General features: G+C 49.5%; 25 protein-coding genes. 19 read left to right on the forward strand and 6 right to left on the reverse strand.

Features of this window, described 5'->3' with window-relative positions; translation table 11 throughout:
• Positions 1-212: 212 nt before the first annotated feature.
• Together WFI24_RS21785 and WFI24_RS21790 are read right to left on the reverse strand one after the other, a co-directional pair.
• A complete protein-coding gene (locus tag WFI24_RS21785) occupies positions 213-1,823 on the reverse strand; it encodes a gamma-glutamyltransferase family protein (RefSeq protein WP_336764283.1) in 1,611 nt (536 codons plus the stop codon).
• 182 nt (positions 1,824-2,005) lie between these two features.
• A complete protein-coding gene (locus WFI24_RS21790) occupies positions 2,006-2,905 on the reverse strand; it encodes a glucose 1-dehydrogenase (RefSeq protein ID WP_336764169.1) in 900 nt (299 codons plus the stop codon).
• A 157-nt stretch (positions 2,906-3,062) separates the two neighbouring features.
• On the opposite strand from WFI24_RS21790, the gene fosB reads away from it, so the two are divergent.
• Together fosB and WFI24_RS21800 are read left to right on the forward strand one after the other, a co-directional pair.
• Positions 3,063-3,482 (forward strand): metallothiol transferase FosB, encoded by a 420-nt coding sequence (gene fosB, locus WFI24_RS21795; RefSeq protein WP_145325609.1) that lies wholly within the window; start codon positions 3,063-3,065, stop codon positions 3,480-3,482.
• 135 nt (positions 3,483-3,617) lie between these two features.
• Positions 3,618-3,821 (forward strand): hypothetical protein, encoded by a 204-nt coding sequence (locus WFI24_RS21800; protein ID WP_336764172.1) that lies wholly within the window; start codon positions 3,618-3,620, stop codon positions 3,819-3,821.
• 53 nt (positions 3,822-3,874) lie between these two features.
• Here WFI24_RS21800 and WFI24_RS21805 read toward each other — a convergent pair whose 3' ends face one another.
• The gene (locus WFI24_RS21805; protein ID WP_336764174.1) at positions 3,875-5,125 is read right to left on the reverse strand and encodes a helix-turn-helix domain-containing protein; all 1,251 of its coding nucleotides are present in this window, start codon (positions 5,123-5,125) and stop codon (positions 3,875-3,877) included.
• 184 nt (positions 5,126-5,309) lie between these two features.
• On the opposite strand from WFI24_RS21805, the gene WFI24_RS21810 reads away from it, so the two are divergent.
• The 17 genes from WFI24_RS21810 to WFI24_RS21890 all read left to right on the forward strand — a co-directional run bounded on the left by WFI24_RS21810 (position 5,310) and on the right by WFI24_RS21890 (position 23,159).
• Positions 5,310-5,516: a hypothetical protein gene (locus WFI24_RS21810; protein ID WP_336764176.1), complete on the forward strand. Its 207-nt coding sequence runs from the start codon at positions 5,310-5,312 to the stop codon at positions 5,514-5,516.
• Between the two features lie 121 nt (positions 5,517-5,637).
• A complete protein-coding gene (locus tag WFI24_RS21815; RefSeq protein WP_336764178.1) occupies positions 5,638-6,648 on the forward strand; it encodes a 3-oxoacyl-[acyl-carrier-protein] synthase III C-terminal domain-containing protein in 1,011 nt (336 codons plus the stop codon).
• Positions 6,587-7,975, forward strand: a complete 1,389-nt coding sequence (locus WFI24_RS21820) for an ATP-binding protein (protein ID WP_336764180.1) — start codon at positions 6,587-6,589, stop codon at positions 7,973-7,975. The genes WFI24_RS21815 and WFI24_RS21820 overlap by 62 nt, the downstream gene beginning before the upstream one ends.
• Complete coding sequence (gene lysA / locus WFI24_RS21825) at positions 7,976-9,262, forward strand: diaminopimelate decarboxylase (protein WP_336764182.1); 1,287 nt, start codon at positions 7,976-7,978, stop codon at positions 9,260-9,262. It begins immediately after the preceding gene.
• Between the two features lie 18 nt (positions 9,263-9,280).
• Positions 9,281-9,541, forward strand: coding sequence for an acyl carrier protein (locus tag WFI24_RS21830; protein ID WP_336764184.1), 261 nt, complete (start codon positions 9,281-9,283; stop codon positions 9,539-9,541).
• Complete coding sequence (locus WFI24_RS21835; protein WP_336764186.1) at positions 9,538-10,419, forward strand: hypothetical protein; 882 nt, start codon at positions 9,538-9,540, stop codon at positions 10,417-10,419. Before WFI24_RS21830 ends, WFI24_RS21835 begins: the two co-directional genes overlap by 4 nt.
• A gap of 20 nt (positions 10,420-10,439) precedes the next feature.
• Positions 10,440-11,396 carry a 3-oxoacyl-[acyl-carrier-protein] synthase III C-terminal domain-containing protein gene (locus tag WFI24_RS21840; RefSeq protein ID WP_336764188.1) on the forward strand — a complete coding sequence of 319 codons (957 nt, stop codon included), beginning with the start codon at positions 10,440-10,442 and terminating at the stop codon, positions 11,394-11,396.
• Positions 11,397-11,411: 15 nt separating this feature from the next.
• On the forward strand, positions 11,412-12,134 hold the full coding sequence (locus WFI24_RS21845; protein ID WP_336764190.1) for a hypothetical protein: 723 nt from the start codon (positions 11,412-11,414) through the stop codon (positions 12,132-12,134).
• Positions 12,134-13,291 carry an acyl-CoA dehydrogenase family protein gene (locus WFI24_RS21850; protein ID WP_336764192.1) on the forward strand — a complete coding sequence of 386 codons (1,158 nt, stop codon included), beginning with the start codon at positions 12,134-12,136 and terminating at the stop codon, positions 13,289-13,291. The genes WFI24_RS21845 and WFI24_RS21850 overlap by 1 nt, the downstream gene beginning before the upstream one ends.
• A complete protein-coding gene (locus WFI24_RS21855) occupies positions 13,284-14,252 on the forward strand; it encodes a hypothetical protein (protein ID WP_336764194.1) in 969 nt (322 codons plus the stop codon). Before WFI24_RS21850 ends, WFI24_RS21855 begins: the two co-directional genes overlap by 8 nt.
• An 18-nt stretch (positions 14,253-14,270) precedes the next feature.
• Positions 14,271-15,656: an MATE family efflux transporter gene (locus WFI24_RS21860; RefSeq protein ID WP_336764196.1), complete on the forward strand. Its 1,386-nt coding sequence runs from the start codon at positions 14,271-14,273 to the stop codon at positions 15,654-15,656.
• Positions 15,657-15,683: 27 nt separating this feature from the next.
• Positions 15,684-16,868 carry an arginase family protein gene (locus WFI24_RS21865; protein WP_336764198.1) on the forward strand — a complete coding sequence of 395 codons (1,185 nt, stop codon included), beginning with the start codon at positions 15,684-15,686 and terminating at the stop codon, positions 16,866-16,868.
• Positions 16,869-16,870: 2 nt separating this feature from the next.
• Positions 16,871-17,848 (forward strand): hypothetical protein, encoded by a 978-nt coding sequence (locus WFI24_RS21870; protein WP_145325594.1) that lies wholly within the window; start codon positions 16,871-16,873, stop codon positions 17,846-17,848.
• Positions 17,849-17,873: 25 nt separating this feature from the next.
• A complete protein-coding gene (locus WFI24_RS21875; protein ID WP_336764200.1) occupies positions 17,874-19,181 on the forward strand; it encodes a M16 family metallopeptidase in 1,308 nt (435 codons plus the stop codon).
• On the forward strand, positions 19,174-20,397 hold the full coding sequence (locus WFI24_RS21880) for a M16 family metallopeptidase (RefSeq protein WP_336764202.1): 1,224 nt from the start codon (positions 19,174-19,176) through the stop codon (positions 20,395-20,397). The genes WFI24_RS21875 and WFI24_RS21880 overlap by 8 nt, the downstream gene beginning before the upstream one ends.
• 37 nt (positions 20,398-20,434) lie before the next feature.
• The gene (locus WFI24_RS21885; RefSeq protein WP_336764203.1) at positions 20,435-21,241 is read left to right on the forward strand and encodes a 4'-phosphopantetheinyl transferase family protein; all 807 of its coding nucleotides are present in this window, start codon (positions 20,435-20,437) and stop codon (positions 21,239-21,241) included.
• Between the two features lie 106 nt (positions 21,242-21,347).
• The gene (locus WFI24_RS21890) at positions 21,348-23,159 is read left to right on the forward strand and encodes a S9 family peptidase (RefSeq protein WP_336764204.1); all 1,812 of its coding nucleotides are present in this window, start codon (positions 21,348-21,350) and stop codon (positions 23,157-23,159) included.
• A 125-nt stretch (positions 23,160-23,284) separates the two neighbouring features.
• Here the strand turns inward: WFI24_RS21890 and WFI24_RS21895 are convergent, their stop codons facing one another.
• The 3 genes from WFI24_RS21895 to WFI24_RS21905 form a co-directional block, all read right to left on the reverse strand.
• Entirely contained in the window at positions 23,285-24,319 is a 1,035-nt protein-coding gene (locus WFI24_RS21895) for a phosphotransferase family protein (RefSeq protein ID WP_336764205.1), read from the reverse strand.
• A 20-nt stretch (positions 24,320-24,339) separates the two neighbouring features.
• Positions 24,340-25,314 carry an SMI1/KNR4 family protein gene (locus WFI24_RS21900; protein WP_336764206.1) on the reverse strand — a complete coding sequence of 325 codons (975 nt, stop codon included), beginning with the start codon at positions 25,312-25,314 and terminating at the stop codon, positions 24,340-24,342.
• Positions 25,315-25,481: 167 nt separating this feature from the next.
• On the reverse strand, positions 25,482-26,513 hold the full coding sequence (locus tag WFI24_RS21905; RefSeq protein WP_145325587.1) for a ribonucleotide-diphosphate reductase subunit beta: 1,032 nt from the start codon (positions 26,511-26,513) through the stop codon (positions 25,482-25,484).
• Between the last annotated feature and the right edge of the window lie 78 nt (positions 26,514-26,591).

A 26,591-nucleotide genomic window follows, 5' to 3' on the forward strand; every position in this document is an offset into this window, starting at 1 on the left:
GTAGTATGTTTCATGAATTATACATGGGTTTTACATTTATCTGGTTAAAAGGGTGCCTATATGACCTCAGTCTGTTGTTTGCTGATGTCGAAACTCAAAAAAAGACACAATAGAGATGAATCATCTCTGTTGTGTCTTTGAATTTGAATAGCAGATATGTGAAGCATAGCAGGATAATCTTACCCGTCCTTATGGTAGAAATTACGAGAGTTTTACCAAGCGGCAATCGATCCATCGGAGCGGGTCTCCGTACCCCCGCATAATACGCCATTGTCCGGGTTGCGCCAGATGATCTGACCACGTCCAAACTGGGATGGATCGAGCGCCACTTGAATATCATGTCCTTTGCGGGCGAGTGCCTGTGCAATGTGCTGCGGGAAACCCGGCTCCACGAGTATCGTCTTGCCCTTTGTCCACTGCCAGCGTGGAGAATCCAGTGCAGCCTGTGGGTTCAGATGATAATCGATCGTATTCATAACCACCTGTACATGACCTTGCGGTTGCATGAAACCGCCCATGACACCGAATGGCCCAACCGCTTCGCTGCCGCGGGTGAGGAACCCAGGAATAATGGTGTGATACGTTCGTTTACCCGGTTCCAGGGCGTTTGCATGACTTGGGTCCAGTGAGAAATTGTGCCCGCGATTCTGCAATGCAATGCCTGTCCCCGGAACAACCAGTCCGGCCCCGAAGCCCATATAGTTGCTCTGAATTAAGGAAACCATGTTGCCTTCACCGTCCGCTGTAGCCAGATAGACCGTTCCACTTGCGCGTGGATCGCCTGCCTCAGGTGTACGTGCAGTATCACCAATGAGCTTGCGCCGTTCTTCCGCGTAGGCCTCGGACAGCAGTTCCTCCACGCTCACGCCCATTTTGCGCTCTTCAGTAATATATTTCTCCCCATCGGCAAATGCCAGCTTCATGGCTTCAAGCTGCTGATGATAGGCCAGAACGGATTCTTTCTCGTCGAATGCGTAACCTTTCAGCAGATTAAGTGCCGCCAGAGCAATCAATCCTTGTCCATTCGGTGGAATCTCCCATACATCGTATCCACGATAGGAGACGGAGATGGGATCAACCCACTCCGGCTGAAAAGCTTTCAGATCTTCGCGAGTCAGATAACCACCGTGCTCTGCCATAAAGGAATGAATGCGTTCGGCCAGTTCTCCTTCGTAAAAGTCTCGCGCTTCGCTCTCGCCAATCTGGCGCAAAGTCGCCGCATGATCCGGCGAGCGCCACATCTCTCCAGCTGCGGGAACACGCCCGCCTGGAGCAAATGTCTCAAACCACGCACGCCCTGCTTCCGCATCCCCCTGGCGTGCATAGATATCGGCTGCCCTTGCCCAGTGGCGGGCCAGCCCTGGCGCAAGCGGGTAACCTTCCTCCGCATAGCGGATGGCCGGTTCCAGCGCTTCCGCCAGCGTGAGCCGCCCGAAACGGCGGCTCAGCTCAGCCCAACCCGCCGGTGCGCCAGGCACCGTCACCGGAACAACTCCCAGCTTCGGCATCTCCGTATGGCCTGCCGCTTGAAGCGCCTCAATGGATATGCCCTGAGGCGCAGGGCCGCTGGCATTCAGGCCATGCAGTTTGCCCTCGGTCCAGACGAGGGCAAAAGCATCGCCACCAATGCCATTGGACGTGGGCTCCAGCACCGTCAGCGCTGCCGCAGTTGCAATGGCGGCATCAATGGCATTGCCGCCTTTTTTCAATACATCCAGACCTGCTTGTGCAGCCAGTGGCTGTGACGTGGCGACCATGCCTTGTTTGGCGTACACGGGCACGCGGTAAGAGGGGTACGGTTGGTAGAGTGGATCGAAGTTCATCAGGTTGTTCAGCTCCTTGTCGCAAGATGTCAGGCTCCGGTATAACCGGATCATACTCCTAACCTTCTTCGCAACCGGACAACCGATATCCTGTCACACCTGCCAAATCCAACCTGACATCAGCAGCACATCGTTCAGATATGTTTTTACCAAGCGGAGTAACATCAGTTAACGATATCACTCTACGTCGTTACCATATCGCCGCCGTTCACATGAATGCATTCACCTGTGACGTAGGATGAATCGCGGGAAGCGAGATAGACGTAGGCTGCCGCCAGTTCGTAAGGCTGACCAGCCCGACCCATGGGCGTATCTGTTCCAAATACCTGCACGTCTTCAGCAGAGAAACTGGCAGGGATGAGCGGGGTCCAGATCGGTCCCGGGGCGACAGAGTTCACGCGAATCCCCTGTGCAGCGAGCGACTGGGCGAGTACACGAGTCAGCGACACGACAGCTCCTTTGGTGGAAGAGTAGTCGATTAATTGGGTGTTGCCTTTGTATGCTGTAACGGAAGCTGTATTGATGATGGAGGCACCTTTGCACAGATGCGGGAGAGCGGCCTGGATCAAAAAGAAGTAGGCGAATACATTCGTCTGAAAGGTGTGATACAGCTGTTCTTCTGTAATATCAACGATGCTTGGCTGCACATACTGTACGCCATGGTTGTTGACCAGAATATCGATCTTCCCGTAGGTTTCCATGGTCGTGCGAATGACAGCCTCACAGTTTTTCTTTAAGCGGAGATCAATTTCAATTAACAGACAGCGCTGCCCCAATTCTTCGATCCGCTGGCGAGTCCTTTCGGCATCTGTCCGTTCATATAGATAAGCAATGACGATATCTGCCCCTTCTTTTGCAAAAGCGATAGCAGCCGCCCGGCCGATTCCACTGTCACCACCCGTAATAATGGCAACCTTTCCTTCAAGTTTGCAGCTACCGATATAGGCAGGGTCTTCACTGATTGGTTCAGGCACCATCAGGGTTTCCAGACCAGGTTGCTGGTCCTGATGCTGGGGTGGGAATGCCAGCTTTTGCTCCTTACACACCGTTTTCTCACCATAAAAAGGATAAACAGGATTCATGCGCTTTACATCCTCCTCGAACGTTCATTGATACGGATAAACTATGCATTCGCCCAAAAGAAGGTGCGGGAGGAAGCAGCAGAGCGGTTGTTTTTATTGCACAGAATATACCATAATAAGGATAGATCCTTAAATCGATGGAGGTGTCAGGAGCCACATGAATATTCAGGGAATTAATCATTTGTGCTTTTCCGTATCCAATCTGGAGCGGGCCATTACCTTTTATGAGCAGGCTCTCGGTGCCCGAATTCAGGTGAAAGGACGCAAACTGGCTTATTTTGAGCTTGCCGGTCTGTGGATCGCCCTGAATCAGGAGGATGTTATTCGCAATTATACGGAACGAACCTATACCCATATTGCATTTACAGTCAAAGAAGAGGAGTTCGAAGAGTCGGTGCAACATCTGCGAGCAGCCGGAGCGGACATTCTTCCCGGAAGGCCAAGAGATCCGCGGGATGCAGCATCTGTATATTTCACTGATCCGGATGGTCATCTGTTCGAACTGCATACAGGTACGATGAAGCAAAGGCTGGATTATTATCGTGAGGATAAGGCTCATATGACCTTTTATCCTTGAGATGAATGTGCAAATGGAGGTAAATGGGAATTAACGTATTTTAAATCATAGCCATTATTCGTACAATACGTCTTAGGTTCATGGGAATCGATGTAGTGGTCTGCTATCCATTCATAAACATGAGGAGAGATGAGCATGGAGAGTAAAAGAAGCAAATTGGTTACAGCCGCAAGTGAACTCTGCATGGTTACCATCATGCTTCTACCCTTTGTTGCAGAACAGCTTCACGTTTCAGGGGCACAATCAGGATCGGCTCAAGCTTTTGGCCAGCAGGCACACAAATATGGCATATCAACGGAAACTCTGCTAGATCTGAATGATCCTGTGCCTGTTCGATGAAGGGCTGAAGACGATCCTGTGTCCCTAGTTGTTAGCTGAAGAAGATATCCGCTTTATTTGATAAATGACTTATAATCGTCATAGTTCATTTTACGCTCCTGTTGGCTTAGCAAAAGGAGTTGATGGCTGATGTCAGCCTCGCGACTTGCATAGATGCGTTTCAGCAGATCGTGACTCATTCTTAGAAAATAATAGCCTTCATTGCTGTTGTTTTTCTCATGAAATACAATACCAAGCAAGCGATATAGTTTGGCACGGAGCATCCCTTCATCTTGCTGATCCAGCAGTTGAAGGGCTTCTTTAATGATGGCCTCTGCTTGTTCTGGCTCGCGCTGCTCCAAATATACTTTACTGATTTCCTCCAATATGGAAGCCTTCTTGTGGGGAAGATTGCGTTTGTCGTAAATCACGGCGCATTCATTCAACAAGGGGATGGCTTCTTTTTTTTGCCCCATATGAAGCTGGATCACAGCGAGGTTGTGAAGCGCCAGAACGTAGGATTCACTGCGCGCCTGTTTATATGCCTGTACAGATCTCTTGGTCCAGTCATAACTTAACAGCATATGTCCGTCCTGTTCAGACATATAGTACGCTTTGCCTAAACCGAGCGTAATCTCGCCATACAGTTCGGGTTGTCCCAACATCTGGGCTTCCTTCTCCGCTTTGAGATAGTAATTCAGCCCCTCATTTACATTACCTAGCCGTAAATGGGTCGTGCCAAGAAAGGTGAGCGAATGGATGTGTTCTTCCTGTAAATGTTTGAGTCGGCTGCTGTAAGTATACGCCTGTTCATAATATTTCCGGGCAGCATGAAACAGCTCCGCATGAAAAGCCGCTCTCCCCATCTCTAGATAATATTCAACGATCCGCGCCCTGTCCCCCGAGCGAATGATTGTAAATGCTGCAGCTTCCCCTTCATCCAGAGCTTGGCGGTACTCCCCGAGTCGATTATGACTTTGCACAATGAGGAGGTACGCCTCAGACTGACTGAGTGTATCCTCTGTCAGCGTTAGTACTTTATGAGCAATACGGATGCAAGCAGAATCATTCTGTTCAGCATAATAGGCTTTGGCCTTGTCCAACACAGCCTCGCTAATATCCGTATCTGTCGATGCACTGTTTCCCAAAAAAAACTCCATAGGTGTATTGAGCCTGCGGGCAATAATTCTCAACATACGCTGTGAAGGAACGGCCCTGCCTTTTTCGATGAGGCTAATGTAAGAACGCGTCATATCCTCACCTGCCAGTTGCTTCTGAGACAGACCAAGCTGCTCCCGGATTTGCCGGATTTTGGGTCCGAGCATGATCGTTCACCGTCCCTTAATATAGTTTGATTTGGATTGGAGATGTGCTTGGTATGTTGGTTCCATCGAATGTGCATAAACAGGGGTAAGGCGAGTGAGAGGTGCATTTACCTCCATTTACAGTTTAAATCCAATTTGGAAGATTATAGAATCAGAGTATCTAAGATGAGAGGAGGAGATATGAATGGTCATTAAAGCGACTCCCATTACACTGGAGCAACTGAAACGCAAAGAAATTGAAGCAGCACAATTGGAAGTGAGTGGACTGGGCGAAGCACGAGAAGTCAGTGCACGCGCGGTTGAAGCTCGCGCAGTTGAAGCTCGTGCTGTAGCAGCTCGTGCCGTAGCGGCTCGTGCTGTCGAAGCTCGTGCAGCAGCAGCTCGTGCCTGATTTTTCCTACTTACTTATCGTATTACGCTAGATTCATAGATGAGAGCTTCTGCGGAAGCTCTTTATCTCCCTATATTTCAGTGAGATTCGTACGTTAGTGATAACGAGGTGTCTGAAGCCGATGCATATCAAGCAAATATGGTCTTACATTCCGGAGCACATTGTGCCGATCAGGGAACTGAATGAGGTTCTGGGGCTCAATAAAGCCCAGACTAAGGTACTGGAGAAAATTCACGGTTTGAAACAGGTTCGGCAAGACAGGGATGGAGATTTGGCTTCGTTGCTTGGACGCGTATTAACCCAGGTTGTAAGTAACCCTGAAGTAGCTCCCAACTCGATTAAGTATATCATTTATTGCCACACAATTCAGGAAAATTTCCCCTTTCCTATGAAAGTTCTGCAAGTCCTGAAACAGACTTACGGGTTGCAGCATGCCATCGCGTTTTCGCTTACGCAGCAGAACTGTGCATCGGGCTTGATCGCCCTGAATGTTGCCGAGACATTGCTGCCTTCATTGGAAGCGGATGATCATATTTTAATTTTGACAGGTGAAAAAACATTTAGTCCCGTTGTGCAATTGATCCCCAATACCACGGTGATGGGAGAGGCATCGGCTGCAGTACTGGTTGGCAACAAGGGGAGTGGAAGTCGTGTCGTTGGACTTACGAGTGTTACACTGGGCCAATTCTGTAATGTACTAACGGGAACCCCGCAGATCCTCAGAGAGTTTCAAGAGATCTACACCCCCCGGTTATGTGAAGCTATTCTTGCCGCCGTAGAGCAGGCGGGTCTGACATTACAGGATATTCGTTATATCGTTCCACACAATGTGAATCTATCCTCGTGGAAGAAGGTGGCTACTCGTTTATCCTTTCCCCTTGAACGCATATATACGTCCAACGTGCAGGAGATCGGACATTGCTTCTGCTCGGACCCGTATATTAATCTCCAAGCCATTTTGGAGCAGAAGCTGTTGCAACCAGATGATTATTATCTGCTGGTTACGGTCGGACTTGGGGTTACATTCAGCGTAGCCGTGATGCAATATGCAGGAATAGGAGGAGCTAGTCATGACTACCGTGTTGACCGATTTTTCGAGCAAGCTCAAGTGGGCGTTAACGGGCCAGCATGATGTTACTTTTGTCTATCTGAATAATTTTGAAGTGGAGGAGTACTGGAGTGAATCGGGCATTCTCAAACTGCCTTCATTAAGCATAGGCTCGGCTGCGAACGTTGTTAATCGTATGGAGGAACTCGGTGTTTTCCTCGCCGGAGAGAATGATATTATCCTGCTCAAGGATCTTCCGAATCAGGAATTCATGACAGATGCACAGGCTCTCGGATTCGGTCGCTCCCAATGCATAACTGCAGAGCACAATGATCCGGCATTGAATATTACCGCTAATCTTCTGCAGTGTCCAAGAACGATGGACAAGCTGCGGGAGCTTTCACAGGTTAGCGATTCCCCTGCTTATCTGGTTCCCTTCGGTACCTCGGACCAGGAAGAGGAATTATCACGCCTTACCGGTATTCCGCTGGCTGTGCCTTCTTCAGATATCTTCCGTAAGGTGAATGACAAAGGGTATTCCCGCCGTCTGAACGCGAAACTGGGCATTCGCCAGATTCCCGGTGTTGAATGCACGTCTTTGGACGAACTTGCATCCGGTTTCAACCAGTTGAAGTCTGTGCTAGAACAGGGTGGACGCCTTGTACTGAAGGATTCCATGGGTGTATCGGGCAAAGGCATCACCGTCATTGCCGATGAAGCCAGGTTCCACAAATGCATGAGCATGCTGGAGAAACAGGCAAGCAAAAAGGGAATTCGACTCATTAACTACGTGCTTGAGCAATGGATTGATAAAATCTGTGACCTGAATTATCAGATTCTCATTGATCGATCCGGTGGAGTCGAGTTTCTGGGCGTGAAGGAATCGTTGGTAGAGCAAGGTGTGCATCAGGGACATCTCATGCCTTCCCGGCTCAACGATGTTCAACTCGCGGTCATTCGTGAAGCTGCCATGCGAATTGGAGCCGCCCTGTATCAAGATGGATATTATGGCATTGCCGGCATGGACGCCATTCTGGACGAGGCGGGTACAATCTGGCCCAATCTGGAGATCAATGCCAGGTTTAATATGTCTACCTACCAGACCAACATCCAGCATCAATGGCTGGCTGAAGATCAATGTGGATTGGCCAAAAAATATACACTTCGGCTTAACCACCTGCTGGAATACGGGGTACTTCGTTCATGTCTGGGTGAGTTGATGTTTGAACCGAAACGCGGCGAGGGATTATTGATCAATAATTTTGCCACAGTTAATGCGGCATTCAGAAGTGAGGGGACCTTGTTCTCCGGACGTCTGTATGGCGTGATTATTGCGTCCTCTCCTGAACGGCTGGGAGTGATCGACGAAGCGATAGAAGCCGTCCTATCTTCCATTAACGAGGTGATGTGAGTGTCTACGGAATATCAGATTCAGCAGTTGCCTGTCTCGGACATCGCCGAGAAGTTCGGAACCCCGCTGTATGTATATGACGGGGATGTGTTGCGACAAGTGTATACAGAGCTTCGGGAATCGCTTACGTCTCATGTGGAGCTGTTCTATTCATTGAAGGCCAATCCAAATATTTCAATCGTACACATGCTGCGCGAGATGGGAGCACAGGCAGAGGTGTGTTCTCTGACAGAGTTGCATACGGCTGTACAGGCCGGAGTAGCACCAGAGAGTATTATTTTCCTGGGGCCAGGTAAAAGTGATGACGAGATTACTGCATGCATACGTCTGGGTATATATGCAATTGTGTGTGAGTCATTTCAGGAATTGGAGCGCATTGAGATCATTGCTGCAAGTGAGGGGCGGATCGTGCCAGTGGCGCTGCGAGTGAATCCTTCCTTTTCTGTCAAAGGTTCCAGGCTGACTATGGGTGGCAAACCGCGGCAGTTTGGTATGGATGAACAAAGTGTGCTCCAGGGGAAAGAGCAGTTCGAAAGCTTCTCCCACTTGGAGATCATGGGACTTCACGTGTACATGGGAACCCGCATGTTGGAAGTAGAGCCGATCGTGCAGAATACCCGTCATATACTGGAACTGGCGGATCGAATCGAGAATGAGCTGGATATCACGCTGCGTATGGTTGATGTAGGCGGGGGATTGGGCGTGCCCTATCATGAAGGCGAGCAATTCTTATCGATAGCCACACTCACAGAACAGTTGAATCCAATGTTCGAATCGTTTCGGTCCAGTCATGTGAATACCCGGCTGTTTATGGAGCTTGGGCGATATCTGGTAGGCACCTGCGGTATGCTGGTTAGTCGTGCCCTGTACGTGAAGCAATCGTATGGAGAACACTTCGTCGTAACAGATGGTGGAACAAACTGCCATATGGCGGCGGTAGGCACAGGCTCCTACGTGAAGCGCAACTTTCCGATCGCCTCGCTGACGCGTTATGGTGATTCCCCCGTGGCCGAATATAACATTACAGGTCCCTTGTGTACGCCCAACGATGTTATTGGTAAGCGTGTACTGCTTCCTCCTGTTGAACGAGGGGATCTGATCGGTGTTTTTCATTCGGGAGCCTACGGACCAACGGCTTCTCCCACCCATTTTTTGAGTCACGGAAGTCCGGCGGAAGTGCTGATTGTTGGCGGGGAGGCCCACTTGATCCGTGAGCGGGATACTCCGCAGGATTTATTGTCCAAGCAACGCCTGATTCAAGTATCCCACACGGCAATAACCAATTAATGAGGAGAGATGATGATCATGACGACTGCAGTATTGCTTGAAGAGATCAAGATTGCCCTTGCTGAAGTATTGAATACCGAAGCCAGGCAGGATATCCAATTGAGCACGTCTTTATTTGACGAACTTTATCTGGATTCGACCTCGGTTCTGGAACTGTTGATGACGCTGGAGGACCAGATTGAAGGTCTGGAGATTGACCCGGATGATCTGGAGCCCGATGTGTTCGATACGGTAGGCTCCCTGGCTGCTTATATTGAGAAGCAGCTCATCGCGGCTTGATGGCTTCGCCCATTGCCATTCGGGAGATGGGAGTCAGACTGTTCTCGGAGAAAAAGCCTCCGTTTGATCATCCGGAGCTGCTGCGCTTTCATCAGGATATGCTCGCAGGTACTCCGATCAAGTACGACGTTCAACTTTTGCAGGGGCGTAACAACAATGCCTATCACGAGATGAGTGTGGAACTGTTGGAAGAAACGGGACTTGATCGGGTCATGCAGGATGTGGATGTGCTACTGCTGGCTTACAATTTTCCGAATACCCGCCCGGATATATCGATTGTGAATTATTTGATGGATCGTTATCAGGCTCGCTTTATCAGTTTTGCTGTAAATGATCTTGGTTTTGGTGCTCCTTTTGCTGCTCTGCACATGCTTCAGCACTATCTGGGCAGAGAAGGATACTCAAAAGGCATGCTGCTGATCATGGATCAGACAGCTCTCCCCTATGAAACGGTGGAGCTGGAAGCGCCACTTGGGCCGGACACCGCAGCAGCCATATACCTTGATCGGATGACAGGCGTAGGACCATCGCTGCTTGGTGTAGAGATGCGACATGCTGAGGATTCCATAACGGATACTGCGGAAATAGTGCTGGATCGATTATGTGTCGGGGCATCCATTCACCGGAGCCGGATTAATCTGCTCATCCATCCTGATCTGGAGCAGCTGTGCAATCAGGCTGCCTGGTACGGCGAAATTGGATCAAAGAGCTGTTATGATCCATCACACTGGAGTGCCGCGCCATTCTTCGCATTACAGGAGTTACTGAATGAGAAGGACGGGGGAGAGTACATATGTCTTATGCATCTGGAACAGACGGATTCGTTTATTCATGCCCTGCTGATCCGGTCCTGTGAATGGAGCATGAATGGACACTAATGGAAGAGGGAGGGAGAACATTGGGTTTCGGTATTGTGGATATCGGCGTCTATCTGCCTGAGCAGATTCAGCAGCCGGAAGAGGTGTTAGCTGCCATGGAGCTAGGGAAAGGCGAACTTCAGTTTCTGCGCAAGTACCACCGCCTGGAAGGCGTGCCTGTAACGGAATCGGACCAGATGCTTGACGATACGATCGCGCAGGCTGTGGAACGGCTTCAGAGTAGACATTCCCTTTCCGAGATCGACCTTGTTCTCTATGTCCATTCCTTCCAGGTGCAGACACCGAGTGATTATAGGCTCGGGCAGCGTATCCTCTGTCGCTTTGGGCTGGAAGATGTACCGTTCTATGGTATATCCCAAATGAACTGTGCATCGTCGATAGCTGCTCTTCAATGGCTTGAACGAATCTCGCGAACGCAGCCTCACATTCGGAATGTGTTGCTGATCTGTGCGGATCAATTCAATTTTTTGCCTCCCGAATGGCGGTATCTGCGCAAGTCGGCCATTCTGGGGGATTCCGCCGTAGCCGTTCTATTAAGCAGAGAAAGTCGCCAACATGTCGTTCAGGCGTCGCATGTGCTACGAGACACCCGGTTCCACACGGGCTATCATGCGACTGCCGATGAGATCTCGGCATTTAATCGATTGTATGTAGACCATATCATTCAAGGGATGGAAGAGCTGCTGTCAATGCAAGGCCTGAGTTTCGAGGATGTGAATCATATTTTCCCCCATAATGTGAACTGGACAACTTGGAAGGAATTCTCGCGACGTACGGGAGTTGGGCTTGATCGGATATATCTGGATAATATTCAGCGAATCGGACATACCTTTTCCAATGACCCGTTTATTAACCTGAGTTCGGGATTGGAGCAGGATTGGGTGTGTATGAAGGGGCGCTCCATCATGGTCAGTATCGGGCTTGGCAGTTTTTTTGGCTTTGCATTGGTGGAGCATGGAGGATGCGAAGAAGAATGAACAGGAGGAATGGCAATGCACGTTATTGAATTCCAGGGCGCAGATGCGAAGCCTGTTGGATCAAAGGCAGCAGGTAACCCCGTTGCTCCGATTTCGGAAATGTTCGAGGCGAAAACCTGGCTTGTGAGCAATCGTCCAGTACTTTTGGCAACAGGTCCATACGTATTGGCGACCGCTCAGCTCATTGAACAAGATCCTTTACTTTGGCATGAAGCATCAGCCGGATTGTATCGTTGGAACCAACTACATGCCGATCCTGTACAGGATCGGATGCTGGAGCCCTCCGGATTACAGCTATACCGGGTGCAGCCGAATGAGGACGAGAAGGCTAACATATCAGGCGAAGGTGTGAATTCGAATGAACTGAGAACACGCCTGCTTGAGTTCCGTGCAGAGCTGTGTAAGGCTGGCCTGGAGCAGGTTCGCAAGCATTTATCGGTGCGAATATCGGGTGGGCAATCCACGTTTCAGCACCAACTCGTGAAGGGCATGGTTGCTGACATTCTGACCACGCTATATATGGTGGAAACGTTACCTGAAGACCGTTACTTGTCCGCGAATCCTGGCATCCCATCCGTCCGTGTTCATACGTGGATACATCAGGAGTTGGACGAGGCCTTCAGGCAGATCCAACGTCTTGGCGGTGGTTTTGGTTTTTTGAGACAGGGCGTATCTGCCTATACATATGTCGGCCAACTGGTGAAAAACGTACTGTTACCAGGTAAGGAGGAGTATTGATGATTACACCCTCAACAATTGCGGTGTTTGAGCGTGAGATGAAACAGTATGCTGCGGAACTTCGTCAGATCGGCCTGATCATTGACCAGGAGCCAGACCGGCTCACCGAGTTTTTGCACACGTCTGCTCTGCAGGCCATCAATCATATGATGATTCCCCCGGAGTATGGCGGTCAGCCGATCGTAACGATAGGTCAGGATCGATATTATGGACTTTCTTCGCTGGAAAGAGTTATTACAATCGAGCAGTTATCCGCAGGAGATGCGGGAGTCTTTCTGGGGGGACCTGGCCCTTCCATGTCCAGTATCGTCATGATTGACTTGGGGGATGAGGAACAGAAGGAGCGCTTTTATAGTCACTTCCTGAAAGGTGCCGCTTGGGCTGTCTTTGCCTTGTCTGAGCCTGAGAAGGGTTCGGATGCAACGGAGATTAGTACGCGGATTACGCGTCATCCGGATGAGGGAATGGAGTTAACCGGACACAAATTTTATATTGGAAATGGACACCGGGCGAGTATCGGTCTGGTATTTGCCCAGACCAATCGCACGCCTCTGGGTATTCAGGTGGCGATCGTTGACCCTTCCGTGCCGGGCTTCACAGCAACTCCGCTGGACACGATGGGTCTTCGCGGTTTGCAACTCAGCCATCTGCAATTCGAGGCATACCCACTGGAAGAGAAGGATATTCTCGGTCGTCATTTAAGCCCAACCAAGCGTGGGTTGTGGGGAGCGTTGCGGACATTCCACCGGATGCGTCCCAGCGTCGCAGCATTGGCGCTTGGTGTTGCACAGGCTGCGTATGATTATGTTGTGGAGCACAGAACGTTCTTCACAGAACGCGAGAAGACAGAACTGGAGCGGCTGGAGATGCGTCTGCACGCGCTGCGCAGCATGATTCGTAACGCTGCGGCCGAGATTGACCATGATGCAAATAAGGGATATCTGGCTTCCCTTAGTAAAATACGAGCTGCGGCAGTTGCCGAGGAAGCGACGGAATGGGCACTGGAGATGATGGGGCCAGGTTCCTTGATGGAACATCCTCTGCTGAACAAATGGTATCGTGATGCAAGGGCCTTTGAGTTCATGGAAGGCACAACGTCCATTCAAAAGATTAACGTTTTTCAGGCATATGCCAACGGGAAGATGCAGAATGCCTGATTCACTTCATGATGATATTGGCGTGCCCACCTATGTGGATCATATATGCTGGCTTACGGCGGAGGATCATCTGTATACGCTGGATTGGCCAACCCCGGATGATTATGTATGTGTTTCACCGCACATATACATGGAGGATCACTACTATGGTCACGTGGGGACGTTGACCCGCTCCCTTATGTCCAATGGGCGACGTGTGACAGCCGGTGATCTTGTGCTTATGGTGCTGGAGCGATTGTCTACGAAGCCATACTGGGAATGGCTGATCCTTGCCCAGAGCTGTCCCGAACGCCATGCGCTGAATGCTCCGCTTGCCCGAATACTTGAAACGGCTCCATGGCGAGTTGACCATCCACTGGGGATTACCCATATGGGTGCACTCGCGGGTACTGAGGCCATTCAGGCAGCTCTCTGGAGTATGCTTCCCAATGAACGCACTGCGATTGTGATGGTGGAGCAGCGAATTCTCCATGAAGATGGGCAGATTGGGTACGGTCAGCGATCCGAACCTTACGGTGAACTGGGTGACATGGCGGTTGCGCTGGAGGCTGGTCTGGGTCAAGGTGCGTTGCAGGTATACTACTCGGGAAAAAGGATCATCAGGTCAAATGAAACTACGACTTTTTCATCCGAAGCACTTGGCGTTATTCGGGAATGGATGGATGTTTATGCAGCCGAGCACATCATTCTTCAGTCAAGACTGGGATTACGCATCAGTGGAAGTACTGTTTTGCATATTTCGCCTTCCAAGACCGTCTGCGTACCGCATACCGATTATCAGAGCGGGGATGTGTGGATACAACTGGCAGATAAGCTGGAGCGTGGCATCATCAGGCCAGATGATCGGGTCATGCTGGTCTCATGGGATAACGACCGGATGATATCCGGTTGTTGTGTGCATGTGGTACATCTGCCATTGCTCAGCAGACTTACATTGAATCAAGAAATCAAGACTTCATGAATCGTGGAGGTGAACACCATGCAGGGGATCGATTATACGGCCGGCTCGATCCATCGTTTGTTATTTCGTACGGCCGTTCCGATGCTTCTCGCTTCTCTGGTTAACGTGATTACGCAACTGGCCAATGTATTTTTCATGGGTCACACGAGTCAAAGTGTACTGTATGTACTCTCGTTGTACATTCCTGTCTCATTCGTCATGATAGCCATCATCGAAGCGATGCAGCTCTCTGTTCAGGTAGCAGTGGCACGAAGCCGTGCCGGGGGCTCCCGCGCATTTACCCAATTGTTCTTGCACATGATGGGCAGTGCAATGCTGCTTGCCACTCTGACCGGGGGAATTGTGATGCTGCTCACCCCAGTGCTTTCATGGTTTTACCGCGTGCCTGCCGACATCGGGCCCATGTTTACGCTGTACGTAGGGGGCATGATGGCAGTGAGCATACCGGCTGTCCTGGCGGCAGTGAGCAGCGCGGCGCTACGAGGACTGGGCCGGGCACAGGCTGCTTCATGGAGCTCGGTTGGGATGGCGATGCTGAACATTGCACTCGTGTACACATTTGTGTCGATCTTCGGGCTGGATTTGAAGGGTATCATCTACGCCAACCTGATTACTTCGACCCTGTCATTGGCCATCTCCCTGCTGATTCTGTTTATTCGCAAGGAAATGGTGTTTGAACGCTTTGCTTTTGCACAAAAGCATCTGGTTTCCCTCAGGCATGTAGGTATTCCTGTGTTCATTTCGTACTGCATGATTTTTCTGAGTACATTTTTTTTTAATAAAATTGTCAGTCACTTTGGCGAAGGGGCAGTAGCCGGGTTTGGCGTCGGTTATCGAATTCAAACGATGGCAATCTTGCCGGGAATCGTAATTGGCTCCGCTATCGGTATTATCATCAATCATAATTTGCAATCCCCACATCGGCCAAGAGCCTATGCAAGCTATCGTCAGGGTCTGTTGCAATCCTTTGCGCTGTACGCAATCATTGCCATTGCCGTCTGGATCTGGCGAGATCCGCTTACAGCATTCCTGATTGAAGACGTGGCAACCCGAGCTGAAGCAGCGCGGTATCTGTCCATCGTTGCTCTTTCTTATATTGGCATGGGCCCCATGATGACAACCCTGCTGACGATGGAACAGAGCGGACGCGGATATCAGGCCATCCTCCTGAATGCAATATATTTCCTCATTATTATCGCACTTGGCTGGGGATTGACTCGAGCCTTCAATGAAGTCATCTATTTCTATGGAGTTATCGCTGGCATGAATGTTGTTGGCATGTCGTTCTTCCTGCCTTTCATGCGAATGCTGAAACGGGAATACGTTGAACCATCTGCGGATAAGGATATCGCTGCAGAAGGGGACGCGACGTTGCCGAATAAGGGCTATTCCACACAGACTTGACTTTAACTACGTACAGGAGGTTTTTGCATGAAAACATCAGAACCTGCTTATCTGGTACGTCGGATTGCAGATGCGTGGATTGCTGCTGATGAAACGTTCAGCCAGTTTTATGAGCTGGAACCTGCGAAAGAGCTGGAGCCACAACTCCCCCCGGATTTGCCGGGGGTGGAACCCGCGCAAGCGCCTTTTTTTTTGTATGAGCCTCTGATCGGTCATCGGTCTCCTCAACTGGGGATCTTGGGTATCCCCTATTCTGGGGGGACAAGCATGTTACATTCCTCTGTTTCCGGATTCGCGCATGCGTTACGCGTAGAATCATGGAAAAAGGTCATATACCCATCGTTGCGAGAGTCCGGGAATTCGAGCTTGTACGATATTGGAAGTGGAAGACGATTGCTTGAGAACGTAGCCCTGCAGGATTGGGGGACTTGTCTGATGGATGAAGTGGGAGCGGATACAGCTATTCCCTATAAAAAAGGGCTTGTCGCCGCACTGGACCATGCGCTTGATCAACAGGCGCTATTGTGCTGCATTGGCGGAGACCATTCCATAACGCATACAGTACTTCAATGGATGGCAAAAGCCCGAGGCAGTCGAAGGCTTCTGGTCCAGTTCGATGCCCATCATGATTGTGGTATCGATGCCATCCATCAGGAGCATACCAGTCACTCCAATTTTGTAAGACATCTGCTGGAGGAGGGTACGGTTGCCGCTGTTGTACAGATCGGCCTGCGTGGTCTTCGCTCAGCAGATCAGATGTACAGCCATCCCGGCTTGATCCAGATATCGGCAGAGCATATGACACCCGAGAGGGTAAGCCATGTTCTGAACGAGGTGAGGCAGAAGTATGATGCCGATTCGGCTTATTTAACTTTTGACTTGGATTCCCTTGATCCCGGAAGCTTCCCATATGTTGATTTTCCAATTGCTGCAGGACCAACGTGGCAGAATATTCGAGACTGTGTGATTGCAGCGCTGGAAGTCCCGATATCTTATCAAGGGATAGATATGGTTGAAGGACAGGGTGTGCAATCAGATCGGCACATTCCTGGACAATATGAGCTGGCGCTTCGGATGCTGGTCTATATGATGGATGGTATCGACCGGAATCGTCGTCGGTTTGAATCGTCTTTCTGTGCGAGTGCAGCTAGGGAAGGAATGGCATCGGGAGTGGGATCATTTCTAAATCAGGGCATAAAGGAGGAGGTGTGAGTATGGAGGATTTTCATACATTATATACGCTACATCGGGAACAGGTCAGAGAGGAGCTGCATAAGGAAAAGTCAGACGGAATTCAACTTGGATTCCTCTATGCACTGATGAATATTGTTAAAGAACTTTCGCCTCTTCAGCCGGAGTCGTCACCGGAGTCGATCTGGATGGATTATCTGGCTTTTTTGCGGACGATCGACGAACACAAAAAAAGCCCGTACTCCTTTATGGATTGGGACGAAGTTGAGGGACTTGAACATCTGCAAACGACGTTGCAGGAAGGAGGGGCTCTGTTGACCTGGCATTATGGATTCGTCAGGCATAACATGATCACCATCGGACAAGAGATTCGCGCAGGTCACATGAAGTCTGGATTACCCTTCTATCTGGTGGCTGAAAAAGGCACTGTAGAACAGGAGCAGAAGTTATCCTCGTGGAACACCCTTCGGCAGTTTGCAGGAGCTGACCTGCTCAACGCCGAGGATGAGATGATTGGCATACGATTATATTCTCATTTGCGGAAGGGAGGTTCATTCAACCTTTTTGTAGATGGACAGACTGGGTTCAATACGGATAACCGTGCAGTGGAGCTTCCGTTTCTAAGTTCACGAATCCGGACGAGGAGCGGCATTTTTCGTATTTTGGCTAAGACACGCAAGCCGGTATGCCTCTATTTTATGACGTTGACTGAAGATTTTCGTTCCAAAATTGTCTTTTTGCCGCCGTTCATATTAGAAGGAGATATTCAGGAGTCAGCAGGACGTGTATATGAGCCGTTTCGCAATCAACTGCTGAAACAACCTGCATTATGGAGATTCTGGGACCGTCATCATCAGCAGGTGATTCACTGGAAAGAGGATGAGCCTGCCCTTCACTCAGCTGAAGCCGAGGGTGGGGTGGACTGGTTCTCCAAACCGCTGGAGGGATTCGGTCAGATCGGACTGAACATGGCGAGCGGTACGATCTACAATTTGGGTTAACCGTCAGATAAGGGAGGAGGCAAGGATGCAGTCTTTCATTACGGAGCAGTACAATCGTCTATCGGTCCATGTGATGCCAACAAGCAAATACGCAAATCGTTATTTCCATCTGGGCATTGTTAACGAACAGGGGAGAATTCCACCAGCGGTGTTTGCAGTCATTGTGCGGCTACTGTTCAGGCAGGATTCGCGTGGCAAAACAGATCTACAACAGCACTTGTGGTTCATGTATGCAGATGATCTAAGATGTGAATTGGAGCAGAAGGGGGAGAATCAACTTGCATCCATCCGGTTGCGTATTCCCGCGGGGGCGCTGCCCGGAACAGAGGCACGAACGCTGGATGTGCTGAAGCTGCTCGCAGACCTGCTGTTTGGATCGAATCTTAAGGGTGGATTTGATTTTGATGAAGCGCAGATCCAGGAAGAACTTGCCTGGGCAGAACATCATGCTGGCTATGATGTTTCCCAATGGGACAAGGTGGTGCGGGGGCGCAGTCTGGAATGGCTTGGGTATGCAGGGCGAAGCAGGGATGATGACTTGGAGCACCTGCAACGTTCTGTGCGTGATGGTGAACTGCAGCAATGGTACCGGGAGATGCTTTGCAGCCCGCTCCATATTCATGTGATTGGTGATTTCCAGGCGGATGAGATGATAGCCCAAGTCATGGAGACCTTTTTACCTTCGGTTATCACGGCTAAGGGGGAAGTAACTCCACCTGTGATCGGGAATAATCAGCCTGTTGAACACCGGGAGGAAGGCGAGATGATGCTTGAACTGATGGATGTTCAACAATGCAAGATTAATGTGACCTTTACCACCGAAGTGACGTATGGATCGTCGGATTATCCTGCGCTGTTTCTTTTGCATTCCCTGTTTGGCGCAACGCCAGCCTCCAGGCTTCAATCCGAGCTTCGTGAACGAAAGCAATGGGTGTATCAGATCTACAGCACGCTGGATGATTATCGGGGAACGCTTCATGTGACAACGGGAACAAGCAGTGGTTATGTGACAGAGGTTCTCGAAGCGATTGATGCTGAATGGCTGAGGATATGCAGCGGAGACATTCAGGAAGTGGAGCTGAATAGAGCCATTCAGAATGTGATGCATTATGTGCAGGTGGGTTACGATCTGCCTGAGCAGGTAGTCAATCTTCATATCGATCGGTTGCTCAATCAAGTGCAGATGACCACTCCGCAATTCCTGGATGCCATATCCGGTGTTACTGCAGAACATGTAGCCGTGGTAGCCTCTGGCATGAAAAAGGCGATCACCTGGATCTTGTATCCTGAGAGTGAATATTCCGCACCAGTACAGGAGGTGACTCATGAATAGGATTGTTAATATCGCTCCTGTCCGCAGGCGCTTGTCCAATGGTTTGTCGGTTCACATTTTCCCTGAACCTCATTTTCACCATACTTTTGTATCGTGGTCCGTGTCCTATGGCTCAATTCATGATGCGGCCCTGCCTGGAAGAGCACATTTTCTGGAGCATATGATGTTCTACAATCCGGATAGACAACCTCTCAAGCCGCTATTCCATACGCTGGGAGCTTCGACATCCGCATTGACACGTTACGATGTAACGACCTATCAGCTGGCTTGCACAGGTGAGTTGAAACGAAGTCTGGAGTTGTTCACTGGCATGCTGGCGGCTCCCTATTTCACTCCGACACATATGGAGCAGGAGCGGGCCGCCATTCATCAGGAACTGTCGATGTATGCAGATCAGCCCTCGTGGCTAGCCTTACAGCAGTTAACCCAGATGATGTATGGTAACAATCACCCCATCGCGATGGATGTTGCAGGTACACCGGACAGCCTATATCGAATAACACCTGATGAACTGAGTGATGCCTACAACACTCGCTATGTCACAGGGAGAATGGCAGTAGCTGTGGCTGGTCCGGTTGAGGCGGAGGACATTGCGAATATACTGGGACAATTCCCTGCGATGGAACCACCAGATGCTTCCTACCTGCCAGAACTTACACTCCACGATGTGAGCGAGGATACCGATAAGCAATATCGGGAGATTGAAGCTGGAATGCCTTTGCCGCTTGTAAGGTATGGGTTCCGTGCTGACAACGGAATGCAGTTGAAGGAGCAGATCGCTTGTATGATCGCCATTGAAGCCTTGTTGGGTGCAACCTCTGATTTTCTTTTCGGTTGCAGAGAGTCAGGCCTGCTACATAAGGGCGCAGAATGGGACCACTATTATCGCAAGGAATTTTCATTTTCGAACACTTGTGCATATTCAGCTGATCCCGTTTCTTTGTATGCCCGGGTTGAGGAAGCTTGCGATCGTATTCAGGAAGGAACGCTACCCCTATTTAACTTGAACGATGCACGGATGAAGTGGTTAAGCAAATACTATGCAGATATGGATGTGTTAAAACAGCGATGTATGAACGTCTCGGAATATGATGTGATCGGACTGGATTATATACAGCTCGGCGCATATGCACTCGAATTGACAGAAGAAGAGATATGGAGTGGCCTGAGGAATATAGCAACGTCAGCCCGTTTGCGGATGGTTGTTATACGATAGCATACATGCCTACGCGAAAAGGAGGGCTTATGGACTTATGGATTCCAGAACTGCAACAATCAGCAGCCTTCTATTCATGAGAGAACAAGAAAATGATGCGCTCACGTCAATCAAAGAGAAACCGGAGGTCCATATCTGGACACAAGCCTTGCCACTAAGGGAGAATCAACTGCAATCAGCATTTGCCATGGATTCCGATACACTGACTTTAGAGGAACGTGAACGTATTGCCAAAATCAGCAAAACCTCCAAGCTAAAGGCATGTTGCTGGATGATTTCAAGGCTTTTCCTTAGAAGCGTGCTGGCACATTACACGCAGCTGTATGCCCGGGATATTCTATTTGAATACGGGGACGCTGGAAAGCCTTATCTTGAGGGAGGTCCACAGTTCAGCCTTTCGCACACGAACGGGCTGTGTGTACTGGCGGTTACATCCAGTAACTGCGAGCTTGGAATAGACGTGGAATGGATACGTCCGCTGTTGCGAGAGCAAGCCGTTATCCAACGATTCCTGACGGAAGAGGAGCAGGATTATGTCAGGGAAGCCAGGTGTTCCGAATATGATTCTTCCTGCCTGCTGTGGGAAGTCCTAACAGGCAAGGAGGCTTGGATTAAGGCAGCGGGTCAGTCTATATGTGGGCAGTGGAGGAACTTAAATACGGTACAAGCCTTACGGAACCATGAACAGTTGCTGGAACGGGCAGGACAGCATTATGTATTGCAACCCCTGAATCTGGGTAACGATTACTCCGCATCATTATGCATAAAAGGGGCGGCGAGACCGTGTATACGCCGGATGAACATAACTGATGATATGCAAATTTACAGACAAATTGGAAAATAAATCTTACATATCTATTGTCTAACCATTGGAACTACCTATAGTATGGACAAAGGGTACCTTAATTTACCAATGTTAAATTCATTGGTTCAATCCAAGGAGGTTTGTCATGATTCAGTTCCCCAAACCGGATGTTGAGCAATATTTTCAGACGTATCGGATTTCGCATTTTGCCGTATCAGCTGACGAAAAACGTTTGTTCATGGACAGCAATCTGAACGGTCAGCCGAATATTTGGGCGATGGATTTGCCCGGAGGGTACCCGTATCCTTTAACGTACTTGAATCAGAGCAGTCAATTTATCAAAGCAGACCCGCAAGGGCGTCATCTTCTTACCGCGTTTGATCAGGATGGTGATGAGAACTATCATCTGTATGCACTCAAACCGGAAGGCGGCGTTCCACTGCCCGTTGTGAAGGCTGAGCGGGATGATCGTTGTTATTACGCCCACTTATCGGAAGATGGAGAGCGATTGTATTATATAACCAGCGCAGGTAACCCGAACTATCTCAATTCACGCCGACTTAATCTGGAGACGGGAGAGGATGAGCTTCTGCATCAGGGAGAAGAGGCTACCAGCCAGCTGGTTGCTGTAAGCGCGGATGAACAGGCCTATGTTATCTTGAAAGTATATTCGAATACCTACCAGAAGGCCTATCTGTATCGGAATGGTGAGTCCGAATTAATTGTGCCCGATTCAGATCGGCAGAGTCAGGTTCCATATGTACTTTTTGCAGATGATAATCGCCTTCTGCTGATTACGAATGATGACTCGGCATATTCCTATGTGGCTGAGTACCGTATCGATACCCGTGAGTTCCGTCCATTGTGCAGAATCGAAGGGGAAGATGTGGAGATTATCCGCTGGCACCAGGCTTCTGAGACTTTATACTACTGGACACTTACAGGGCCAGAGAATCGCATGTATGCACTATACAAAAATGCGGATCAGCCTCGGCGCGTAGACATGCCGCTGGATACGGTCGAGCAGGTGACCGTTACCAAGGCTGGCAATGTGTATATTTTGGGACGTGGAGCAATTCAGCCGCATAACATTTATCGCAAAATGGCAGGTGTCGAGTCCTGGGAGCCGCTGACTGCCAATCGGGTAACCGGACTGGACCCAAGTGATCTCGTGTACCCTGACGTTATTCGGTATAACTCCTACGACGGACTGGAGATCGAAGCTCTTTTGTTCAAAGCAAAACCGGAGCAGGCCAATGGCTACACCGTATTTTGGCCGCATGGCGGGCCGCAAGCCTCGGAAGCGAAGTTTTTCCGGCCGATGTTCCAGATGATGCTTGCTCAGGGCTATCATATCTTTGCACCGAATTTCCGGGGCAGTACCGGATATGGAGCCGAATTCGTCAAGATGTTTGAGCGGGATTGGGGTGAAGGCCCAAGGCTGGACTGTGTTGCCGGGATCCACTGGCTGTTTGAACAGGGAATTACCTCCCCAGAGCGCTTGTTTGTGGTAGGTGGAAGTTATGGAGGATATATGACCCTGTTGCTGGCAGGACGCCATCCGGAGCTGTTCCGGGCTGCGGTTGATATTTTTGGGCCATGCAACCTGTTCACGTTCCTGGATTCTGTGCCGGAAGACTGGAAGCCGATGATGGATAACTGGCTGGGGGATCCGGTCCGTGACCGCGAACGGTTGACGAAGGATTCACCAATCACATATCTGGATCAGATGGTGAATCCGATGCTGGTTATTCAAGGGGCGAATGATCCAAGGGTAGTAAAGGCTGAATCTGATCAGATTGTGGCTGCGCTCCAGTCGAAGGGACTTGATGTGGAATATATCGTTCTGGACGATGAGGGCCACGGATTCTCCAGAAAGGCAAATGAGATTCTCGTATACCGCCGGATGTTGGAGTTTTTGCAGAAACATCAGGAGGCATCGGTCGCACAAGCTTAAGTCACGTGAGATTCCGTCGTTGACTGAATATATTGTGGTATGACAAAAGCCGCCAGAGATCATGATTGATCTTTGGCGGCTTTAAGCGTGCGCCCGGATATATTGAGTCGACACATCCGAACCTCTTAATCCAGCAATGCGAGAATCGTTGCGATGTCCTGCTCCGCCCACTGGGCAAAAGGTAATTCCTCGGACCATGTCACTTGTCCTGTGGCTTTGGCTTCACCCCACCACAAGACACGTTGATAGAGCAGATGTACACTCAGACGTGAACGGAATTGTTCGTATTTTTCCACATCCGCTGTGCAGACCAGATCCCGGTAACAGCGAAGGAACTGTGCGGCGAGCTCTGGTTGACCCTCATGAACATATCTGGTGGACATTTTGCTTAAATCAGCTGTACCATCTCCGAAATAGGAGGTTGTAAAATCAAACAGACCACTAATCTGCCAGTCTGCAGAAGGGGAATCCATTTTTTGGACCAAAACATTCTCGACCTTGAAGTCTCCCATGACAAACCCGGGAACGGTCATGGACTCGAACGCCGGTTCCGCATTCTTGAATTGTTCGTCCACCCACTGAACATCTTCATCCGTAATCACCGAGTACTTCTCAGCATCATGTAACCAGTGCCGAATGGTTCCGTACAACCAGTCCAGATAATTACCTGCAAAAGAAACAATCTGCTTCGCTACAGGATCATATTCTCCCGCATCAGGCACCTTCCAGCGGTGCAGTTCAGCCAAAGTATGAGCAAACATGCAGGCGATCTCTTCCTGATCTTGCTGTGTTAGCGTAGCCTGGAATGATGGATCATATAGGTGATTGCCTGGCAGGCGTGGCATCATAGCATAACTCCAGCCCAGAAGATCGGTATCTTCATGTAATAAATAGGGGGCAGGGACGGGCGTGGAGGTATGTTTCCCCAGTTGTTCTACGAAAAATTTTTCTTCCTCTAGCTGTCCGGGGTATAAAGGGTTACCTTTCAGAATGTACTCTCCGTGAGAAGAACGAATGAGCAGTGTCTGGCCCATAACTCCCTTTTCTGTTCGACGATAATCTTCAAGGGTTCCCAGATCGAACTCATTCAGCGCATCTTGCAATGAAGCTGCGGCCACGTCACCGAGTTGATTGGAACCAAAATATATACGGGTTGTCATACGGTCCGACCCTCCTGGGTTTAGTCCTCATCCTCTTCATCAGACAGGTCATACGTATCCTCATCGACCAATCCACGGATGAAAGCTTCAAAATTTGGCGCAAGATATGTAATTTCATAATCATTTTCCTGATCCACATGAACAACACAGGGCTCACCTTCAGGACCACAGAATCGATAATCCAGCATGACGACATCATGACCAGCGGATGGACAATCACAGATCACAATCCCCAGATCCGGATATCCCCAATCTTCAATCATGAACCGGCTTCCCAATTCACCACCGAGCGCGTATATTTTATCGTGTCCGATCCCCATCAGGCTTGAAATGGCAATGTGATCCTCAGCCCAGGAAGTCGCTTCTTGGGTTGGGATTACCGTGAGTGCGGGGATACCGCCGTTTTGGGTATTCATCAGTTGAATATAGGAAGCGGGTAGCTTGTAGCCCAATTCCTTCTCAATAGACAGAATTTGTTCTTCGTCAAAAGGTTCCGAGACATGATTTTCCTGCGCATACTCGCTTTGTACCCAGAACGTTGCTGGAGCGTAAGTCCCTGATGCGGCTCTTAGATGATTCTGTGTACCACTCTGCTCCAATGCTGCAAGATTCTCTTCATGACGTTGGCGATCCAGCCGCATCTTCTCTGCTCTGGGACGAATCTGGCGAAGGAATTCAAGCGTAGATTCATCATGGGGCAGGAGTTCGTCAGCTCTTTCAAAAGCGAGTAGTGCATGTTCATAGCTTGCTATGTGACAGTATGCGTAACCCAAGCGGTATTGCCAGAGTGGGTCGTCTGCTCCTCGCTCTTGGACAGACAATAAATGTTGAATAGCTTCACGGTAGCGTGCGTCATTGTTATAGGCTCTGGCAAGGTGGCCGATCAGATCATAATCCCGCTCTGAGGCAGGGATACTTTCAATACGTTCAATTATGAGACTGAATTGGTCCTGCTCATGCCATAAGTTGAGTTGTTCCAGCAGTTCTTTTTCCATGAATAGGCCTCACTTCCGTAGGAGGGATGCGAATCTCTTCCAAACTATCTTACAAGGTTAAGAGACAAAAAAACACTCCCGCATGCAGATAGCCATGAAGGCGTTCCATCGAAGGGAGTGTTTTATTTTGTATTTATTTATATCGGAAATACTGAATCTGTAGGGTTTTACAAATCGTCAAATCCGTTATCGTCGCCGACTTTACCGTAGTTACGGGATTTGGCTTCGAAGAAGTCTGTTTTGGTTGCATTCAACGCTTCATCGGAGAATGGTTTAATCCAAGGCATGCAGTTTACGTCCACACCTTCATATGCTTTTTCCATACCCATCAGACGCAGACGTTTGTTGGCGATGTACTTAATGTAGTCTTCCAACTCGTTCAGGTCAATGCCGCGTACGTTGCTGAGCGTGTAGTGTGCCCAGTTAGTTTCGAGCTCAACAGCACGATGGATTGTTTTGTATACGTAGTCCATGTTCTCAGGTGTGTTCAGTTCAGGGAAGTCTACCAGCAGCTGTTTGTACACTTCAGCAAAGAAGTAACAGTGTTGGTTTTCATCGCGCTGGATATAAGAGATCATCTGGCTGGTTGCCATCATTTTCTGGTCACGGGCCAGATTATAGAAGAAGGCAAACGTACTATAGAAGAAGATACCTTCGAGTACCAGATCGGCTACCATAGCTTGGAAGAACGTCTGTGGAGACGGCTCGTCCCGGAAAGTTTGGTAGATGTCTGCGATGAAACGGTTACGGTCAAGCAGGACCGGATCATTTTTCCAGTATTCAAAAATTTCCTTTTGCTCCCGATCAGATACGATCGAAGACAGGACGTAGGAGTACGATTGGTTATGAACGACTTCCTGTTGTCCGATAATGGCCGAGATCGCTTCGAGTGAAGAATCGGTAAAGTAACGTTTTACGTCACCGACAAACATCGTCTGCATGGAATCAAGTACCGCGAGCAGAGAGATGTTGATTTTAAACGTACGTTGTTCTTCCTCGTCCAATTGGGCAAACTGGGAAGCATCTTTGGACATTGGAATTTCGTCTGCGATCCAGTGGTTGAGCAGCAATACTTTGTACAACTTGTACATATGAGGCATGCGAATGTCGTTCCAGTTCAGGATACCGGAGCATTCACCTTCAATAATACGGGTCGATTGGTTAGGGGCTTCGGTGTTGAAAATTTTCTGTACTTGCATAGTCCGTTCACTCCTTGAAATTTCATAATGTTCTGCCGACAGAACTTTGGAAAATCATCTATATCAACATCTTGCGAT

The sequence above is a fragment of the Paenibacillus sp. USHLN196 genome, assembly GCF_037144955.1.
GTDB classification, from domain to species: domain Bacteria; phylum Bacillota; class Bacilli; order Paenibacillales; family Paenibacillaceae; genus Paenibacillus; species Paenibacillus xylanexedens_C.

What these genes read in the sequence shown, in the direction of transcription:
- WFI24_RS21820 (WP_336764180.1), top strand. Translation starts at nt 6,587, where the DNA reads ATGACTACCGTGTTGACCGATTTTTCGAGCAAGCTCAAGTGGGCGTTA.
- WFI24_RS21830 (WP_336764184.1), top strand. Translation starts at nt 9,281, where the DNA reads ATGACGACTGCAGTATTGCTTGAAGAGATCAAGATTGCCCTTGCTGAA.
- WFI24_RS21805 (WP_336764174.1), bottom strand. Translation starts at nt 5,125, where the DNA reads ATGCTCGGACCCAAAATCCGGCAAATCCGGGAGCAGCTTGGTCTGTCT.
- WFI24_RS21875 (WP_336764200.1), top strand. Translation starts at nt 17,874, where the DNA reads ATGCAGTCTTTCATTACGGAGCAGTACAATCGTCTATCGGTCCATGTG.
- WFI24_RS21790 (WP_336764169.1), bottom strand. Translation starts at nt 2,905, where the DNA reads ATGAATCCTGTTTATCCTTTTTATGGTGAGAAAACGGTGTGTAAGGAG.
- WFI24_RS21815 (WP_336764178.1), top strand. Translation starts at nt 5,638, where the DNA reads ATGCATATCAAGCAAATATGGTCTTACATTCCGGAGCACATTGTGCCG.
- WFI24_RS21870 (WP_145325594.1), top strand. Translation starts at nt 16,871, where the DNA reads ATGGAGGATTTTCATACATTATATACGCTACATCGGGAACAGGTCAGA.
- WFI24_RS21885 (WP_336764203.1), top strand. Translation starts at nt 20,435, where the DNA reads ATGGATTCCAGAACTGCAACAATCAGCAGCCTTCTATTCATGAGAGAA.
- fosB (WP_145325609.1), top strand. Translation starts at nt 3,063, where the DNA reads ATGAATATTCAGGGAATTAATCATTTGTGCTTTTCCGTATCCAATCTG.
- WFI24_RS21880 (WP_336764202.1), top strand. Translation starts at nt 19,174, where the DNA reads ATGAATAGGATTGTTAATATCGCTCCTGTCCGCAGGCGCTTGTCCAAT.
- WFI24_RS21905 (WP_145325587.1), bottom strand. Translation starts at nt 26,513, where the DNA reads ATGCAAGTACAGAAAATTTTCAACACCGAAGCCCCTAACCAATCGACC.
- WFI24_RS21900 (WP_336764206.1), bottom strand. Translation starts at nt 25,314, where the DNA reads ATGGAAAAAGAACTGCTGGAACAACTCAACTTATGGCATGAGCAGGAC.
- WFI24_RS21850 (WP_336764192.1), top strand. Translation starts at nt 12,134, where the DNA reads ATGATTACACCCTCAACAATTGCGGTGTTTGAGCGTGAGATGAAACAG.
- WFI24_RS21810 (WP_336764176.1), top strand. Translation starts at nt 5,310, where the DNA reads ATGGTCATTAAAGCGACTCCCATTACACTGGAGCAACTGAAACGCAAA.
- WFI24_RS21785 (WP_336764283.1), bottom strand. Translation starts at nt 1,823, where the DNA reads ATGAACTTCGATCCACTCTACCAACCGTACCCCTCTTACCGCGTGCCC.
- WFI24_RS21800 (WP_336764172.1), top strand. Translation starts at nt 3,618, where the DNA reads ATGGAGAGTAAAAGAAGCAAATTGGTTACAGCCGCAAGTGAACTCTGC.
- WFI24_RS21895 (WP_336764205.1), bottom strand. Translation starts at nt 24,319, where the DNA reads ATGACAACCCGTATATATTTTGGTTCCAATCAACTCGGTGACGTGGCC.
- WFI24_RS21845 (WP_336764190.1), top strand. Translation starts at nt 11,412, where the DNA reads ATGCACGTTATTGAATTCCAGGGCGCAGATGCGAAGCCTGTTGGATCA.
- WFI24_RS21860 (WP_336764196.1), top strand. Translation starts at nt 14,271, where the DNA reads ATGCAGGGGATCGATTATACGGCCGGCTCGATCCATCGTTTGTTATTT.
- WFI24_RS21890 (WP_336764204.1), top strand. Translation starts at nt 21,348, where the DNA reads ATGATTCAGTTCCCCAAACCGGATGTTGAGCAATATTTTCAGACGTAT.
- WFI24_RS21855 (WP_336764194.1), top strand. Translation starts at nt 13,284, where the DNA reads ATGCCTGATTCACTTCATGATGATATTGGCGTGCCCACCTATGTGGAT.
- WFI24_RS21865 (WP_336764198.1), top strand. Translation starts at nt 15,684, where the DNA reads ATGAAAACATCAGAACCTGCTTATCTGGTACGTCGGATTGCAGATGCG.